Raw genomic sequence first — 17,633 nt, 5'->3', positions numbered from 1 at the left:
GCCGCCACCCCGCGCCCGGCGGGTCCGACACGTGGTCGGGGGGACGGTCAGACGCCCGGTGCGGTGGGCCGCGCCACCCGGGGCTTCGGCTCGCGGATCTCGGCCACGTCGATCGCGTCGAGGCGGGCCAGCACCTCCGCGTCCGGGATCAGGGCGGCGGCGCGACCGGCGGCGGCCACCTCCTCGGGGTTCTCCGCGCCGACGATCGCGGCGGCCACCGTGGGCCGGGACAGCAGCCAGGCGACGGCCAGCTCGTCGGCGCGGTGCCCGGCGGCGGCGGCGATCTCCTCCACCTGGGCGGCGGCGGCCTGCTGGGACGGGGTGAACGCGCCGCCGCCCCACCGGGACTCCCCCGCGTGCGCCCTGGTGCGGGCCGCCGCCCCGGCGAGCAGCCCTCCGGCGAGCGGGCTGAACGCCACCACCGACAGCCCGAACCTGTCGGCGAGGGGGACGATCTCCGCCTCCACGCCCCGGGCGAACAGGTGGTAGCGCACCTGGAGGGCGACGGGCGGGTGCAGCCGCCGGTCGTCGCAGATCCACAGCGCGTGCACGGTCTGCCAGGCCGGGAACGTCGACAGCGCGCAGTGCCGGGCCTTGCCGGCGCGGACCAGGTCGTCCAGCGCGGCGAGGGTGGTCTCCAACGGGGTGGCCGGGTCGGGGTGGTGGGCGTAGAAGACGTCGACGTGGTCGGTGCGCAGCCGGCGCAGGCTGCGGTCGAGCTGGGCGAACAGGTGCCGGCGGGACAGTCCCCGGTCGTTGACGCCCGGGCCGACCGGCTCCTGCGCCTTGGTGCACAGCACCACGTCGTCGCGGCGGCCGGCCAGGGCCCGGCCGAGGATCTCCTCCGCCGACTCCCGCTCGGCGGCCGGGGGCACGCCGGGGCGGTCGAAGTGCGGCAGGTTGCCGTACGCGTTGGCGGTGTCGACCAGGTTGATGCCGGCGTCGAGGGCGGCGCCGACGACGGCGTCGGCGCGGGCGGCGTCGGGCGCCACGCCGAAGGTCGCCGTGCCCAGGGCGATCCGGGAGACCCGGATACCGGACGGGCCGAGCAGCGCGTACCTCATGGTTGTCCTCCTCGTGGCTGCCGGTCGACCACCACGCAGGGGGTGGGCGTGCCGGCGGTGCGGGCCGGTTCGCGGCGCAGCGTGCCGGCCACGGCGTGCAGCACCTCGGCGGTGGGCGGGAAACCGCCGGCGGGCGGGTCGTCGGCGAGGCAGGCCAGCAGGTCCAGCCCGCCGGCCGGGCCGCGCAGCCGCAGCCCGGTGGTGCCCGGCGGCGTCGCCCCGGGCAGCCGCCGCCAGCCGGCCGTGCCGGCCAGCTCCCGCAGCGCGAACCACACGGGGTACGCGGCGAACACGTCGCCGGCCGGCTCGCCGACGCCGCGCAGGCCGGTGGTGTGGCACAGCGACACGCGGGCCACCCCGGCGGCGGCGAAGCCGGCGAGCGCGGCCACCGTCCAGGCGGCGTGGAACACCGACCGCTGCCGGGCCAGCCCCGGCCCCCAGCCGTACGCGGGGCCGGGCGTGGCCGCCCCCCACGAGTCCCAGTACGGCAGGTGACCGACCGGGCCGACCAGCAGCGGCCGCCCGCCCGCCAGCTCGGTGGCGGCGGCCAGCACGGCGGGGTGGCTGTCGAGCGACGATCGCACGGCGGCCCGGTCGACGTCGTGCGCGCAGGACGCGATCGGGAACGTGACGACGTCCAGTTCGTCGACCGGCGGCGCGGCGAGCAGGGCGGCCAGGTGGGCGCGGCTGCCACCGCCGATCGTCACGCCCGCGCCGAGGCGGGGGCGCAGGGCGCGCACCAGCGCGGCGGAGGTGCGGGCGGTGCCCGTGTCGAACGCGAGGACGGTGGTCAGCCGGCCGTCGAGCAGGCCGGGCAGCTCGGCGGCGGGCCCGGGGTCGGTGGGGTCGGCGACGAGGGTGAGCACGACCGGCACGTCCAGGGCGCGGGCCGCCGTGGCGTCGGCGGCCAGCAGGTCCCGCCACCGGGGGTGGGCGAGGTCGGTGGTCAGGTGGAGGAAGGCCGGCCGCAGCTCGGCGACGGCCGCGAGGGCGGCCGGCGGCAGCGCTCCCCCGGAGTGCTGCAGCCCCAGCGGGGGCATGACGCCGGCCGGGGTGGCCTCGTCGGGCCGGCGGGGGCGGGCGCCGGCCGGGCTCGACCGGCCCGGGGCGGCGGTGATCCGGAGCCGGTGGCGCAGCACGTCGCCGGGGCGCAGGACGATCGGGCGGGGCGCGGCCAGCGGCGGCGTGTAGGTCTTGAAGCCGTCGTCGGACCAGTCGCGGTGGTCCTCCACCTCGAACTCGCCGCCGTCGAGTTCCAGCACGACCCCGGTGGGGGCGAGGCCCAGCTCCATCCGGGCGCCGGCGGCGAACACCGGCGACCGGGCGACGTGCCGGGGGAACGCGAACCCGGCCGGGAGCCCGCCCGGGTGCCCGCGCACCGGGCGTCCGGCCTGGTCCCCGGGGTGCAGGACGGCCGGGCCGACCCGGTTGACCCGCACCGTGCGGGGGCCGGCGGGCCGGGACTCGAACACGACGTCGAAGCCGTCGGGGACGGCCCGGATCTCGCCGCGCAGGTCGAGACCGTGCCCCGGGTAGCGCGCCGTGAACGTGGCGGCGGGCCCGTCCCGGCCGGGCGGGGCGAGGGTGTACGCCAGCGCCGCCCGCTCGGTCGACCAGTCGGTGGCCCGCACGGTGTGCAGGACGCGGGTGAGCACCCGCCGCCCGTCGAGCCGGACGTCCTCGATCCCGCGCGCCGTGAGCCGGGCCGACCACCGCCCCAGCGCGAGGTCGTGCCACGGTTCGGCCGACTCCCGGTCCCCCCAGGCCAGCTCGTCGGCCCCGCCGGTGTCAGGCACCCCAGCCGGCCTGCCGGCCGCCGACCCGCTCGGCGCGGATCTTCTCGAAGTAGCCGGAGCGGGCGTACGCGCCCACCGGGTCGGGGTCCAGGCCCGCGTCCGCGCGCAGTTCGGCGAGCACGGGCCGCACGTCGGTGTGGTAGGCGTCCATCAGCACCGCGTTGGCGGCGAGCACATCACCGGCCTGCTGGGCGGCGGCGAGCGCATCGGCATCGACGAGCAGGGCCTTCGCGGTGGCCTCCTGCACGTTCATCACCGACCGGATGACCGCCGGGATCTTCGGCTCGATGTTGTGACACTGATCGAGCATGAACGCGACGCCAGCCTCCGGACGCAGGGCATCGGCCAGCACGATCTCGTGCATGATCCGGAACAACTGGAACGGATCCGCCGCACCCACCATCAGATCGTCGTCGGCGTAGAACCGCGAGTTGAAGTCGAAACCACCCAACTTCCCGGCCCGCAACAGAACCGCCACGATGAACTCGATGTTCGTCCCCGGCGCATGATGCCCGGTATCGATCACCACCTGCGCCCGCGGCCCGAGCTGGAGGCAGTGCGCATACGCCGTGCCCCAGTCCGGCACATCCGTGGCATAGAACGCCGGCTCGAACAACTTGTACTCCAACAACATCCGCTGGTCGCCGCCCAGCCGGCCGTACGTCTCCCGCAACGCCTCCGCCAGCCGATCCTGCCGAGCACGCACGTCGTCCTGACCCGGATAGTTGATGCCGTCGGAGAACCACAACTTCAAATCCCGCGAACCGGTCGCGTCCATGACATCGACGCACTCCAACAGGTGCGCGACAGCCTTGCGGCGCACCGCCGGGTCCGGATTGGTCACGCTACCGAGCTTGAAGTCATCGTCCTGGAAGACGTTCGCGTTGATCGCGCCCAGGGCCACGCCCAGCTCCTTCGCATGACGGGCCAGATCCGCATAGTCCCCGACCCGGTCCCACGGAATGTGCAGGGCGACGGAAGGCGCGACACCGGTGAACCGATGCACGACCGCCGCATCCGCGATCTTCTCGTACGGATCCCGCGGCACACCCTCCTGCGCGAACACCTTGAACCGCGTACCAGAGTTGGCGTACGCCCAGGACGCCGTCTCGATGCGCTGGGCGCGCAGCGCCGCCGCCACCCGGGCCCGGGTGGTCGGGGACAGCTCAGGCATCGGGTGCCTCCCCCGGTGCGGGGGCGCCGGGGGATCCCGGGCCCGTCCCGGGCAGCAGCGGATTGGCCACCATCGCTCCGATCTCGGCAAACGCGTCGTGAAACGTTTCATGCACCTGTTACGCTCACGGTAGGTCGCCACGCACGGCACGTCAAGGAGTCCGGCCAACTCGCCCTGCGTGTAACCTGGGGGACGGCGTTTTCCCGCCCGACCGTAGTTGACACGTTTTAGAAGGCGGCTCCCTGCCGGGGTCGCACCGGTGCCGCCGGCTGACGGCGACCGGCTGGCAAGGCGACGAGGAGCGAGGCGATGACGGCCAGCATCAAGGAGGTCGCGCGCCACGCCGGGGTGTCCATCGGCACGGTGAGCAACGTGCTGAACCGGCCCGACCTGGTCGCCGAGGCCACCCGGCGGCGCGTCCTGGACGCCATCGCCGAGCTGGGGTACGTCCGCAACGACTCGGCGCGGCAGCTCCGCGCCGGGCGCAGCCGCCAGATCGCCATCGTGGTGCTCGACGTCACCAACCCGTTCTTCACCGACGTGATCCGGGGCGCCGAGGCCGCCGTCGACAAGCACGGCGTGATGGTCGTCGTGTGCAACAGCGGCGACGACGACGAGCGCGAGCGCCGGCACCTGGAGCTGCTGGAGGAGCAGCGCGTACGCGGGGTGCTGATCACCCCCGTGGACGACTCGCGCGGCTCCCGGCTGGAGCAGCTCATCCGCCGGGGCACCCCCGTCGTGCTGGTGGACCGGGGAGCCGGCCGGCACAGCCTGTGCTCGGTGGCGGTCGACGACGTGCTCGGCGGTCGCCTCGCCGGCGACCACCTGGTCGAGCAGGGGCACCGGCGGATCGCCTTCGTCGGCGGTCCGCTCAGCATCGCGCAGGTCGCCGACCGGCGCGCGGGCGTCACCCAGGCGCTGGAGGGCAACGCGGAGCTGATCAACGTCGCGACCCCGAACCTGACCGTCGGCGCGGGCCGGTCCGCCGCCCGCGAGCTCACCGCCCTGCCCGCGGCCGACCGGCCCACCGCCGTGATGTGCGCCAACGACCTGATCGCCCTCGGCGTGCTCCAGGAGCTGACCCGGCAGGGCATCCGGGTCCCCCAGGACATCGCCATCGTCGGCTACGACGACATCGAGTACGCCGCCGCCGCGGCGGTGCCGCTGTCCTCGGTGCGGCAGCCCCGCGAGCAGCTCGGCCGCACGGCCGCCCAGCTGCTCCTGGAGGAGGTCGACAACGCCGGGCAGCACCAGCACCGGCACGTGGTCTTCCAGCCGGAGCTCGTCGTGCGGGAGTCCAGCGCCCGGCCTGCGCGGCGGCGACCGCGGCAGCCGTCGGTCGCCTCCTAGCGGCGGTCGCCGCCGCGCAGGCCCGGTCAGAAGTCCTCGTCGAAGCCGACCGTCCCGGTCACCCCCACCTGGTAGGCCGACACCCGTCGTTCGAAGAAGTTCGACAGCTCCTGCACGTCCTGCAACTCCATGAACGCGAACGGGTTGCGGCTGTGGTACATCGGCTCGATGCCGAGCGTGGCCAGCCGCCGGTCGGCCACGTGCTGCAGGTACTCGCGCATGTCGGCCAGCGACAGCCCGGACACCCCCTGCTCCAGCAGGTCGGCGGCGAACTGCACCTCGCACTCCACGGCCTCGGCCAGCATCTGCCGCACCTGCCGCTCCAGCTCCGCGTCGAACAGCTCCGGCTCCTCGGCGCGTACGGTGTCCACCACGTCGAAGGCGAACTCCATGTGCATCGACTCGTCGCGGAACACCCAGTTGGTGCCGGAGGCCAGCCCGTGCAGCAGCCCCCGGGAACGCAGGAAGTACACGTAGGCGAAGGCGCCGTAGAAGAACAGCCCCTCGATGCAGGCGGCGAAGCAGATCAGGTTGAGCAGGAACGCCCGCCGGTCCTCGCGCGTCCGCAGCTCCCGCAGGTCGTGGATCGAGTTGATCCAGGTGAAGCAGAACTCGGCCTTGCGGGCGATCGACGGGATGTTCTCCACCGCCGCGAACGCCGCGAACCGTTCCCGCTCGTCCGGCACGTAGGTGTCCAGCAGGTTCAGGTAGAACTGGACGTGCACCGCCTCCTCGAACAGCTGCCGGGACAGGTAGAGCCGGCCCTCCGGGGAGTTGACGTGCTGGTAGAGGTTGAGCACGAGGTTGTTGGCGACGATCGTGTCGCCGGTGGCGAAGAACGCGACCAGCCGGGACACCAGGTGCTGCTCCGCCGGGGAGAGCCGGGCGAGGTCGGCGAGGTCGGAGTGCAGGTCGACCTCCTCGACGGTCCAGGTGTTCTTGATCGCGTCCTTGAACCGGTCGAAGAACCGGGGGTAGCGCATCGGCCGCAGGGTCAGGTCCATCCCGGGGTCGAGCAGCAGGTGCCGCTGGCCGGCGGTGGAGCGGGGTTCGGAAACGGTCGTCACTGGCACGCCTCGCAGCTCTCGGGGTTCTCCAGGGAGCAGGCCAGCGCCTCGTCGGCGCTCACGGCGACGACCGGCCCGGCGGCCGGGGTGACCGCGACGGTGGCCTGCTGGATGCGGGTCGCGGGACGCGAGCGCAGGTAGTAGGTGGTCTTGAGCCCGGACTTCCAGGCGTACAGGTACATCGAGGAGAGCTTGCCGATGGTCGGCGCGCTCAGGAACAGGTTGAGCGACTGCGACTGGTCGACGTACGGGGCGCGGGCGGCGGCCAGGTCGATCAGCGCGCGCTGCGGCAGCTCCCACGCCGTGCGGAACAGGCTCCGCACCGCCTCGGGCAGCTCGGTGACGCCCTGCACCGAGCCCTCGTCCCGCTTGATCCGCTCGCGGATCGCCGGGGTCCACAGCCCGCGCGCCTTCAGCTCGCGGACCAGGTACGTGTTGACCTGGAGGAACTCGCCGGACATGGTCTCGCGCTTGAACAGGTTGGACACCTGGGGCTCGATGCACTCGTAGCAGCCGGCGATCGAGGCGATGGTGGCGGTCGGCGCGATCGCGACCAGCAGCGAGTTGCGCAGGCCGTGCGCGGCGATCCGCGCGCGCAGCGCGGCCCACCGCGACGTCTGCGTGACCCGCGCTCCCCACAGGTCCGGGTGCAGCTCGCCCTTGGCGGCCCGGGTCTGGGCGTACGCCGGGTGCGGGCCGAACCGCTCGGCGAGCCCGGCGGAGGTCTCCAGCGCGGTCAGGAAGATCTCCTCCTGCACCCGGGTCGACAGCTCGCGGGCCTCCGGCGAGTCGAACGGCAGGCGCAGGGTGAACAGCGCGTCCTGCCAGCCCATCAGCCCGAGCCCGACCGGCCGCCAGCGCGGGTTCGACGCCGCCGCCTGCTCGGCCGGGTAGTAGTTGATGTCGATCACCCGGTCGAGGAACACCACCGCCGTGCGGACGGTCGCGCGCAGCCGGTCCCAGTCGACGCCGTCGGGGCCGACGTGCGCGCCCAGGTTGACCGAGCCGAGGTTGCACACCGCCGTCTCGGCGTCGTCGTTGACCTCCAGGATCTCGGTGCACAGATTCGACAGGTGGATCACGTTGCCCGGCTCGCCGGTCTGGTTGGACAGCCGGTTGGACGCGTCCTTGAACGTCATCCACCCGTTGCCGGTCTGCGCGAGCGTGCGCATCATCCGCCCGTACAGGTCGCGGGCGCGGACCGTGCGGACGGCCTTCTTCTCCGCCGCCCGGTACGCGGCGTCGAACGCCTCCCCGTAGAGGTCGGGCAGCTCGGGGGCGTCGGACGGGTCGATCAGCGACCAGTCGCCGTCGGCCTCGACCCGGCGCATGAACTCGTCGGGGATCCAGTTGGCCAGGTTCAGGTTGTGGGTGCGCCGGGACTCCTCGCCGGTGTTGTCCCGCAGCTCCAGGAACTCCTCGACGTCCGGGTGCCACGGCTCCAGGTAGACGCAGGCCGCGCCCTTGCGCCGGCCGCCCTGGTTGACCGCCGCCACCCCGGCGTCGAGCGTCTTGAGGAACGGCACGATCCCGTTCGACCTGCCGTTGGTGCCCCGGATCAACGCGCCCCGGCCGCGCACCCGCGACCAGGAGATGCCGATGCCGCCGGAGAACTTCGACAGCTTCGCCACCTGGTGGTAGCGCTCGTAGATGGAGTCGAGTTCGTCGCGCGGCGAGTCGACCAGGAAGCACGACGACATCTGGGTGTGCCGGGTACCGGAGTTGAACAGCGTCGGCGAGCTGGGCAGGTACGCCAGGGCGGACATCAGGCGGTAGAAGTCGACCGCCTCCCCCGCCGTCTGCGACAGCCCGCAGGCCACCCGCAGCAGCCAGTACTGCGGCGTCTCCACCACCAGCCGGGTCTGCGGGTGCCGCAGCAGGTAACGGTCGGCGACCGTGCGCAGGCCGAAGTACTCGAACCGCAGGTCCCCGGCCGGGTCGACGGCGTCGTCCAGCTCGCGGGCGTGGGCGGCCACGAAGGCGGCCGTGCCGTCGCCGATCAGGCCCAGGCCGTGGGCGTACCGGATGGACTGGCTGAAGCTGTCCACCTCCTGCCCGCGGACCTCCTCGGCCACGTACGCGGCCAGCAGCCGCGCCGCCAGCTTCGAGTACTGCGGTTCCTCGCCGATCAGCTCCGCCGCCGTCTGGATCGACAGCTTGTCCAGCTCGGCCGTGGTCGCCCCGTCGTACAGGCCGCTGATCGTCTTCGTCGCCACCCGCAGCGGGTCGACCTCGTCCAGGTCGGCGACCCAGCGCTGCACCGCCTCGACGATCTTGTTGACGTCCACCGGCTCGGTGTCGCCGTCCCGCTTACGGACCTGCATGACGTGCCGGCGTTGCCCCGGCCCCGCCTGTTCGCGCGTCGCGCTCATGTTCGCCCTCCTCAAGCCCGTCCCCGAGGTCGAGGGCGCGCGGGAGGACGCCGCCGGACACCCGCGACGGCACAACCCGCCGCCGCTGCCGGCTGATGGCGTCGGCCGTCCCACGCGGCCTTCGACCGCCGCACGCGTCGCGTGCGGCACGCTGGCAGGTCTTCGGACTCGCGGGCGTCATGCTCGGTGCCTACTGGCCGTCGCTTCCCAGGCCCGGCCGGGCCCAGTGCTTCGTTGACGGCGGTCGTTCCCACTCACCGCTGCGGGGCAGCCCCGGAATCACACCGGGTTCCCTCTTGCCTCGACCACCGTGGACCGATGGCCGAACCAGCTACGGGTGACACCATATATGGGCGCAAGGCGAAGATGGCAACACCAGATGATGTGTCGGGCGAGTCGCCGCGCAGCGTGACCCCACCCTCGCGCCGGGTGAGCGGCGACCGCGGGCCACCGGCCGGACGACGGGCCAGCCCGCAGGTGCGCGGGCTGGCCCGGATCCGGGGTTGCGGCCGGCTAGGAGGTCTTCAGGCTCCACTGCTGGTTCGCGCCGCCGTTGCACGACCACAGGACGATCTTCGTGCCGTTGGCGGTGGCGGCGCCGCTGGCATCCAGGCAGAGCCCCGACGCGACGCCCGTGATGGTGCCGTTGGCGTTGACGTTCCACTGCTGGTTGCTGCCGCCGTTGCAGTCCCAGATCACGACCGTGGTGCCGTTGCTGGTGCCCTGGCCGTAGGCGTCCAGGCACTTGTTGCCGTACACCTGGAGCTGGCGGCTCGACGTGTAGGTCCACCGCTGGTTGCTGCCGCCCCCACAGTCGAAGAGCTGCACCTGGGTGCCGTTGGTCGTCGTCGAGTTCGGCACGTCCACGCAGCGGTTGGACTGGGTGCCGACGATGGTGCCCTGCTGGCCGTTCCCGCCGTTCGCCGGGGGCGGCGGCGCCACCACGGCCGGCGCGGCCGACACGACGGTGGCCCGGTCCAGCGCGACGGGGCCGTTGCCGACGACCCGTACCCGCACGACGTGTTGCCCCTGCGTGAGGGTGCCGCTGTTGTACAGCGCCACGTTGCCCCGACGGGCGGACGCCTGGAAGCTGACCGTCTGCTCCGGGCCGCCGTCGACCGAGACGGCGGCCGAGCCGTGCGACGGGTCCTGCACCCCGAACAGCACCACGCGGTTGCCGGTGACGGTGAGGGTGGCCGTGTCACCGGCCGTGCCGCTGCGGGTGTAGTCCTTGCTGAAGGTCTGGTTGTCCCCGACGGCCTGCCAGCTCCCCGCGTAGGTGAAGCTCTGCCGGTCGTTGACGTCGACCGGGAAGCCGAACGTGTACGCGCCGCTGGTCGGCACGATCGGGTCGGTGGACGCGGTCGTGTTCACGGTGACGTTCGCCGACGTCAGGCCCGGCGCCGACGCCGTCAGCGTCACCGCGCCGGTCTGGCCCAGCGCGCTCTTGAGGTACACCGCGCCGGTGCCGGCCTCCAGGGCCAGCGGGCTCTCCCCCACGACCGCCCCGGGCCCGGTGACGGTGAACGACACGGGGGCGCTGTTGGTGGGTACCACCTGGTTGTTGCTGTCGAGGGCCTTGACCACGACGCGGGTCATGTCCCCGCCGTCGGCCTTGATCGCGGAGTCGTCGGCCGTCAGCGTCAGCCGGGTCGCCGCGCCCGGGGTGTGCCGGGTGTCGGTGGCCACGACCTGCCCGCCGATCCAGCAGTCGGCCCGCAGCTGCCCGGTGCTCACGGTGATCCCGGTGAACTGGAACATCGGGTGCGGCAGGCTCGTGTACGCGTTGGGGTTGATGCGTCCCCGGGACGCGCCGTTGACGAACAGCTCGACCTGCTGGCAGTTGCCGCCGACGTAGACGGTGCCGCTGGAGACGCCGGGCGTCCACTGGCTGGCGATCGACACGTACGGCCCGTACAGCGCGGGGTCGCGCTGCGAGGCGTACGCGGCGGCGGCGATCTTCGGGATCCGGAAGATGTCCGAGACGCCGTGGTAGCAGGTGTAGTCCTGGCAGGACGGCGGGGTCACGAACGTGGTGTTGTAGTCGAAGGCCGCCCAGCCCAGCGCGCCGGCCATGTTCGACCTGCCGGCGGCGGTGTTCTGCACGTTCAGGTGCACCCGCATCGTGTTGACCTGCGTCTGCTCCGGGTCCCACGACTTGTGCGGGGAGGTGTGCCCGACCGCCTCGGTGACCAGCCACGGCAGCACGGTCGGCGCTTCGGCGGTGCCGGAGAAGTCGTTGTAGGTGTAGACGTCCTCCAGCAGCTCGCTGCCCTTGAAGTTGCGCACGCCGCCGGTGGGACGCGACGGGTCGAGCTGCCGGGCCAGGTTGTTGGTGCGGGTGTAGAAGTTGTGGTTGTCGCCGGACTCGTTGATCCGCACCCCCCACAGCACGACCGACGGGTGGTTGCGGTCGCGCATCACCATCTCGCGGACGTTCTCCACCGCGATGTCCTGCCAGGCGGTGTTGCCGATGTGCTGCCAGCCGGGGATCTCCTCCATCACCAGCAGGCCGATCTCGTCGGCGCGGTCGAGGAACTCCGGGTCCTGCGGGTAGTGCGAGGTCCGCACGATGTTCGCGCCGAGTTCGTACTTGATGATGTCGGCGTCCTTGGCCTGGAGCCGGTTGGGCGCGGCCCGGCCGATGTAGGGGTAGGACTCGTGCCGGTTGAGCCCGCGCAGCTTCAGCGCCTGGCCGTTGATGTAGAACTTGCCGTCGCTCTTGTTGAACTGGATGGTCCGGATGCCGATCCGGGTCTTGTGCTCGTCCACATAGGTGGAGCCGTCGCGCACCTGCGTGTAGACGGTGTAGAGGTACGGGCGGTCCGGGTGCCAGGCGGTGGGGTTGGCGATCGTGCTGGTGTCGTAGGCGAACTCGACGGCCGACTGCGCCCCGATGGTCTGGGTGGCCGTGCCGGTGGCCACGACGTTGTTGGTGGCGTCCACGACCTGGGTGACGACGGTGACCGACCGGGACTGGGCGCTGTCGTTGCGCACCCGGGTCCGCGCGTTGACCGTGTTGGTGGTGGGGGTGGTGAGGTACGTCCAGTCCACGTGCACCGGGTCGGCGACGATCATGTTGACGTCGCGGACGATCCCGCCCCAGACGTAGTAGTCGATCGCGCCGCCCTCCGGCGGGATGTCGTTGCGGGTCATGGAGTCGACCTTCACCGCGATCACGTTGTCGGCGCCGCCGATGGTGAGGTACGGCGTGATGTCGTACGTGAACGACGTGTAGGCGCCCTTGTGCTGGCCGACGAAGGTGCCGTTGACGTAGACGTCGGCGACCTTCGCGACGCCCTGGAACTCGACGGCGATGCGGCGGCCGGCGTACTGGGTGGGCAGCGTGAAGTGGCGGCGGTACCACGAGGCGGGCACCTCGAAGTCGCCCTTGGGGAAGCCCTTGTGCGGGTGGGTCCGGTAGTAGGGCAGGGTCACGGGGACGAACCCGCTCTCGTCCAGCCCCACGGCCTGCCCGGCGCCGCCGGACACGTCACCGGAGAACAGCCAGTTGGTGTTGAAGTTGAGCACGGACCGGTTGGACCCCTGCGGAACGTAGGGGGCGGCGGACGCCGGTCCCGGCGGCCCGATCAGCACGAGCGCGGCGGCGGTGACCAGCGCCGTGAGGGCAGCGGCTAGCTTTCGCATTGTCCTCCCCATCTCTCGGGAATGCGGGTTGAAGAACCGGGCCGTCCGGGCACCAGCGCCCGGCACCGGAGTTGACATCGGCGTCCTCACCCCCGCGTGGCCGCCAGCACCGACCTGACCGGGGACGGCCAGCTTGACGACGCCCGTCCGGGTGCAGGCACGGCTGCTGCGGCACGTGCGCTCCCCCGCCCGGCGGAGGGTGACGGGAGCATGGCCAACGTAATTCGTATGACATCTGATGTCAATATCGTTACATGGGAGTACGTCGATGAATAGTGTGGCTCGTCCTGCGGTGCGACTTCGACTGCACCGCGTCGGCCACCGGCGGCACCAGCGGCTACCACTACACGTGGCAGCCGCTGATCCCGATCACGGTCTTCTACGACGACCAGGGCCCGGCGAGCAGCGGACACTGCTCGGCGTACGTCGACAACGTCGTGCGGGTGACGGTCGCCAGCGGCGCCGAGACCGCCAGCACGGACATCCGGTTCCCCTGCTCCTGAGGGATGCCCGGATCACCCGCCGAGCCGGGCCAGCCCGGCGGCGAGCAGGCCGGGCACGGCACCACCCACCGTCTCGAAACCGGAGCCGACGGTCATCCCCTCCACGAACCGGCGGTGCACGCCCTCCGCGATCACGGCCAGCTTGTAGTAGCCCAGCGCCTCGTAGAAGGTCAGCTGCGTGAGGTCGCGGGACGTGCCGGCGGCGTAGCCCGCCACCAGCTCGTCGCGGGTCGGGAAGTGGTCGCTGCCGGTCACCGGGCAGCCGTGCGGCAGCACGGGCGCGCACACCGGGTCGGTGTAGACCAGCAGCAGACCCAGGTCGGTGAGCGGGTCGCCGATCGTGGCCATCTCCCAGTCGAGCAGCGCGGCCGCCCCGGACAGGTCCGCCGAATAGATGATGTTGTCCAGCCGGAAGTCGCCGTGCACGATGCCCGGCGCGGACTGCGGCGGCACGGCGGCCGCCAGGCGTCGGTGCAGTTCGTCGGCGTCGGCGGACGACCGCGTCGCGACGACGTCCCACTGCCGCTTCCAGCGGTGCACCTGTCGCAGCAGGAAGCCCTCCGGTCGGCCGAAGGCGTCGAGGCCGACGCTCGCGGGCGCCACGGAGTGCAGCCGCAGCAACAGGTCGATCATCGAATGCCCGACGGCGCGCACGGTCGACGGCGCGAGGACGGCGAGTTGCCCGGGGTCGCGGATCACCACGCCGTCCACCCAGGCCGCGAGGCTGAACGGCGCCCCGATCACGGCCGGGTCCGCGCAGTACAGCACGGGTGCCGCGACCGGCACGGTCGAGCCGGCCAGGGCGGCGGTGACCCGGAACTCGCGGTGGATGTCGTTCGCCGAGGGCGCGATGGTGCCGAACGGAGGACGCCGAAGCGCCCACGACCGGTCGCCGGCGTGGACGGCGTACGTCAGGTTGGAACGCCCGCCGTCCACGAAGTCCACCCGCAGGCCCCCGGTGAGGCCCGGGATTTTGTCGGCCAGGTACGCCCCCAGCGCGGGCAGGTCCAGCGAACGCAGATCGGCGGTCATGCCGGCAGCGCTCCCCGCACCGCCGCGTCGCGCTCCTGGACCCGGCGCTTGACCGCCCGGCGGGAGATCGCCCAGCGATGGGTCTCGCTCGGCCCGTCGTAGATCCGGAACGGACGCACCTCCCGCAGGTAGCGCCCGAGCATGAGGTCGCCCGAGACGCCGAGGGAGCCGCAGATCTGCAGCGACCGGTCGACGATCCGCCACACCGCCTCCGCGACGAACGCCTTCGCGACGGAGGTGGACTGCGCGGCGCGGCCCCCGGAGTCGAGCTCCCACGCCGCCCGCAGGATGAGGGCGCGGCTGGCCTCGATCTCGATCTCGCTGTCGGCGAGCATCTGCTGGATCATGCCCAGGTCGGCCAGCGCCGACCCGAAGGCCCGCCGGCCGGCCGCGCGGTCCAGCGCGATGTCCTGGGCGTGGCGGGCCAGGCCGAGCCACCGCATGCAGTGCGTCAGGCGTGCCGGCGCGAGCCGGACCTGGGCGTTGTCGAACCCCTGGTCCACCGCGCCGAGGACCCGGTCGGCCGGGACGAAGCAGTCCTGTAGCACGAGCTCGCCGTGCCCGCCGACCATCGCCTCGTCGAGGGTCTCGATCGTCCGGACCAGCTCCAGCCCGGGGACGTCGGTGTCGACCAGGAACATCGTCGCGCCGCCCCGGTCGCCGGGCTGGCCGGAGGTGCGGGCCATGACGATGGCGAACGCCGCCCCGTCGGCGCCGGTGGTGAACCACTTGCGCCCGTTCAGGACCCACCCACCCGGCACCGGGCGGGCGGTGGTGGCGAGCGCGCTCGGGTCGGATCCCGCCCCCGGCGCCGGTTCGGTCATGGCGAAGCAGGACCGGATCAGCCCGGCCGCGAGCGGGCGGAGGTATCGCTCCTGCTGTTCGGGGTCGGCAACCGCCGCCAGCAGGTGCATGTTGCCCTCGTCGGGGGCCGCGATGTTGAGCGCCAGCGGGCCGAACAGCGAGTAGCCGGCCTCCTCGAACACGAGCGCCTGTCCGCGCCGGTCGATGCCCAGGCCGCCCCATCGTGGGGGCAGGTGCGGACAGAAGACCCCCGCCTGTCTCGCCGCGGCCTGCAGGTCGAGCCGCACCTGTTCCGGCAGCGCATGGGCGCTGCCCCGGTGCTCGCGCTCGACGGCGAGCACCGTGTCCCGGACGAACGCCCGGGTGCGTTCGGCGACGGAGCGGGCGGCGTCGTCGGGGGTGAGATCCACGGCCAAGGCTGCCTCCGGTGCCATCAAACTGAGCTAACGCTCACTAGCCGATACAGGGAAGCAGGCTCGCGAGGGCGTGTCAACATGTGCCGGTGGAATTCCGGAAGATGGACGACCAGGCACGCCCGCACGGCCCCGCCCCCACCCCCGCGGGCGGTCGACCGGATCGGGGCGAGCGGGTCCGGGCTGCGGCGCTCGACCTGTTCGCCGCCCGGGGCTACCAGCTCACCACGATGGACGAGATCGGCGAACGCGCCGGGATCCGGGGACCCAGCGTGTACAAGCACGTGCGCTCGAAGCAGGACCTGCTCGCCGGGATCATGCTGCGCACCATGACGGCGCTGCTGGAGGACCAGCAGGTCGCCCTGGACGGCGGCACCGACGTCGAGAGCCGGCTGCGCCGGGCCGCCGAGGCCCACGTGCGCTACCACGCCCGGCACGCGGCGGAGGCGTTCGTCGGCAACCGGGAGATCAACAGCCTGGACGAGCCGCACCGCAGCGACGTTCTCGACCGGCGCGCCACCTACGAGCGGCGGCTGCGCCAGCTCATCACCGACGGCGTCGACCTCGGCCGGTTCCGGGTCCCGTCGGCCCGGCTCGCCTCGTACGCGATTCTCGACATGGGCATCGGCGTGGCGATGTGGTTCCGGCCCGACGGCGAGTTCACCGAGGACGAGGTCGTCCGCCAGTACGGGGAGATGGCCCTGCGGATCGCGGGGCACGACCACCAGGCCGGTTCACACATCTGAACCTGTTGACAGTATCTGGAACAGGCGGAAACAATGGCCGGACTCTCCAGCCGAACGAGACGGAACCCTCTGTTATGGCGAGCAGCGCCCGAGCGGGCCGTGCCGATCGGGACGGGCCCCACAGCAGCCTCAGCTTCGAACCCCTGACCCCGACCGCCTTCCTCGACCGGGCCGCGGCGGTGCACGCCGACCGCTTGGCGGTGGTCGACGGCGCGCTTCGGCTGACGTACCACCAGTTCCACGACCGGTGCCTGCGCCTGGCCGGCGCGCTGGCCGACCTCGGCGTCCGGCCGGGTGACCGGGTCGCCGTCCTGGCGCCGAACACGCACCTCATGCTGGAGGCACACTTCGGGGTCCTCTACGGCGGCGCGGTCCTCGTCACGCTGAACACCCGACTCTCCGCCGACGAACTGCGCTACATCCTCGACCACGCCGGCTGCCGGGTCCTGCTGCACGACCCGGATCTCGCCGGGTTCGCCGCCACGATCGTGCGGGCGCTGCCCGGGGTGCGGCTGGTCGACGGCGGCGCGGAGTACGAGCGACTGCTCGCCGCCGCGCCACCGCGCCGGGTGCCGGTGACCGACGAGCGTGCGCTGATGGCGTTGAACTACACCAGCGGCACCACCGGCCGCCCCAAGGGAGTGATGTACCACCACCGGGGCGCCTACCTCCAGTCGCTGGCGATGGTCGCTCACTTCGGGCTGGGCGCCGACACCGTCCACCTGTGGACGCTGCCGATGTTCCACTGCAACGGCTGGTGCTTCACCTGGGCGGTGACCGCGGCCGGCGGCACCCACGTCTGCCTTCCCCGGGTCGCGCCGGACCGGGTCTGGGAACTGATCCGCGACGAGCGGGTCACCATGCTGTGCGCCGCGCCCACGGTGCTCGTGTCCCTCGCCGAGGCCGGCGCGGCCGGCGCCGTCGCGGGCCGGCAGGTCACGGTCGCGGTCGGCGGCGCGCCGCCGTCGCCCAGCCTGCTGCGCCGGTGCGCGGCGCTCGGCTTCGACGTCACGCACCTGTACGGACTGACCGAGACCTTCGGCCCGGCGGCGATCTGCGACTGGCGGCCGGAGTGGGATGACCGGCCGGCCGCGGAGCAGGCGACGCTGCGCGCCCGGCAGGGCGTGGCCAACGTGGTCTCGTGCGAGCTGCGGGTGCTGGACGCCGACGGCCGCGACGTCCCTGCCGACGGCGAGACGGTCGGCGAGGTCGCGATCCGCGGCAACAACGTCATGCTCGGCTACTACCGGGACGAGGCGGCGACCCGGGCGGCCGGACCGGGCGGCTGGTTCCGCACCGGCGACCTCGGGGTCCGGCACCCCGACGGCTACCTCCAACTGCGCGACCGCGCCAAGGACGTGATCATCTCGGGCGGGGAGAACATCTCGTCCATAGAGGTCGAGGCGGTGCTGTGCAGTCATCCCGCGGTGCTGGAGGCCGCCGTGGTCGCGGTGCCCGACGAGCGCTGGGGCGAGCGGCCGGTGGCCTTCGTGACGCTGCGGCCCGGCGCGCCCGCCGACCCGGACGCGCTGCGCGCCCACGTGCGGGCCCACCTGGCCGCCTTCAAGGTGCCCGACCGCATCGAGTTCGGCGACCTGCCCAAGACGGCCTCCGGCAAGGTTCGCAAGGTCGAGCTGCGCGCCACCGCCCGGTAGGGCGGGGCC

General features: G+C 72.7%; 12 protein-coding genes and 1 riboswitch. Of the genes, 4 read left to right on the top strand and 8 right to left on the bottom strand.

Features of this window, described 5'->3' with window-relative positions:
* Positions 1–47 precede the first annotated feature (47 nt).
* The 3 genes from TK50_RS27680 to rhaI are packed head-to-tail and all read right to left on the bottom strand — an operon-like array spanning position 48 to position 4,034.
* Positions 48–1,064, bottom strand: coding sequence for an aldo/keto reductase (locus TK50_RS27680; protein WP_043968364.1), 1,017 nt, complete (start codon positions 1,062–1,064; stop codon positions 48–50).
* Positions 1,061–2,860: a D-apionate lactonase family protein gene (locus TK50_RS27675; RefSeq protein ID WP_043968361.1), complete on the bottom strand. Its 1,800-nt coding sequence runs from the start codon at positions 2,858–2,860 to the stop codon at positions 1,061–1,063. Before TK50_RS27675 ends, TK50_RS27680 begins: the two co-directional genes overlap by 4 nt.
* Positions 2,853–4,034 (bottom strand): L-rhamnose isomerase, encoded by a 1,182-nt coding sequence (rhaI, locus tag TK50_RS27670; protein ID WP_052503963.1) that lies wholly within the window; start codon positions 4,032–4,034, stop codon positions 2,853–2,855. The genes TK50_RS27675 and rhaI overlap by 8 nt, the downstream gene beginning before the upstream one ends.
* 309 nt (positions 4,035–4,343) lie before the next feature.
* Between rhaI and TK50_RS27665 the strand changes: the two genes are divergently transcribed.
* Positions 4,344–5,384, top strand: coding sequence for a LacI family DNA-binding transcriptional regulator (locus TK50_RS27665; RefSeq protein ID WP_043968359.1), 1,041 nt, complete (start codon positions 4,344–4,346; stop codon positions 5,382–5,384).
* 26 nt (positions 5,385–5,410) lie between these two features.
* Here the strand turns inward: TK50_RS27665 and TK50_RS27660 are convergent, their stop codons facing one another.
* The 3 genes from TK50_RS27660 to TK50_RS27650 all read right to left on the bottom strand — a co-directional run bounded on the left by TK50_RS27660 (position 5,411) and on the right by TK50_RS27650 (position 12,471).
* Complete coding sequence (locus tag TK50_RS27660) at positions 5,411–6,388, bottom strand: ribonucleotide-diphosphate reductase subunit beta (protein WP_229406069.1); 978 nt, start codon at positions 6,386–6,388, stop codon at positions 5,411–5,413.
* Between the two features lie 59 nt (positions 6,389–6,447).
* A complete protein-coding gene (locus TK50_RS27655; protein WP_043968355.1) occupies positions 6,448–8,823 on the bottom strand; it encodes a ribonucleoside-diphosphate reductase subunit alpha in 2,376 nt (791 codons plus the stop codon).
* A 136-nt stretch (positions 8,824–8,959) separates the two neighbouring features.
* A riboswitch (cobalamin riboswitch) is annotated at positions 8,960–9,170 on the bottom strand.
* Between the two features lie 166 nt (positions 9,171–9,336).
* Entirely contained in the window at positions 9,337–12,471 is a 3,135-nt protein-coding gene (locus TK50_RS27650) for a glycoside hydrolase family 2 TIM barrel-domain containing protein (protein ID WP_052503962.1), read from the bottom strand.
* A gap of 275 nt (positions 12,472–12,746) precedes the next feature.
* Here TK50_RS27650 and TK50_RS27645 point away from each other — a divergent pair, with 275 nt between their 5' ends.
* Positions 12,747–12,974, top strand: coding sequence for a hypothetical protein (locus tag TK50_RS27645; protein WP_043968353.1), 228 nt, complete (start codon positions 12,747–12,749; stop codon positions 12,972–12,974).
* 12 nt (positions 12,975–12,986) lie between these two features.
* Here the strand turns inward: TK50_RS27645 and TK50_RS27640 are convergent, their stop codons facing one another.
* Both TK50_RS27640 and TK50_RS27635 read right to left on the bottom strand, forming a co-directional pair.
* Positions 12,987–14,006, bottom strand: coding sequence for a phosphotransferase family protein (locus TK50_RS27640; RefSeq protein WP_043968350.1), 1,020 nt, complete (start codon positions 14,004–14,006; stop codon positions 12,987–12,989).
* Positions 14,003–15,220 carry an acyl-CoA dehydrogenase family protein gene (locus TK50_RS27635; protein ID WP_043968348.1) on the bottom strand — a complete coding sequence of 406 codons (1,218 nt, stop codon included), beginning with the start codon at positions 15,218–15,220 and terminating at the stop codon, positions 14,003–14,005. The genes TK50_RS27640 and TK50_RS27635 overlap by 4 nt, the downstream gene beginning before the upstream one ends.
* A gap of 92 nt (positions 15,221–15,312) precedes the next feature.
* Here TK50_RS27635 and TK50_RS27630 point away from each other — a divergent pair, with 92 nt between their 5' ends.
* Positions 15,313–15,969, top strand: a complete 657-nt coding sequence (locus TK50_RS27630; protein ID WP_199486153.1) for a TetR/AcrR family transcriptional regulator — start codon at positions 15,313–15,315, stop codon at positions 15,967–15,969.
* Between the two features lie 74 nt (positions 15,970–16,043).
* On the top strand, positions 16,044–17,624 hold the full coding sequence (locus TK50_RS27625; protein WP_043968345.1) for a long-chain-fatty-acid--CoA ligase: 1,581 nt from the start codon (positions 16,044–16,046) through the stop codon (positions 17,622–17,624).
* The last annotated feature ends 9 nt before the right edge of the window (positions 17,625–17,633 follow it).

It is taken from the genome of Micromonospora haikouensis, from assembly GCF_000876225.1.
Classification (GTDB): domain Bacteria; phylum Actinomycetota; class Actinomycetes; order Mycobacteriales; family Micromonosporaceae; genus Micromonospora; species Micromonospora haikouensis.
This window is presented reverse-complemented; position numbering and strand designations above follow the sequence as displayed.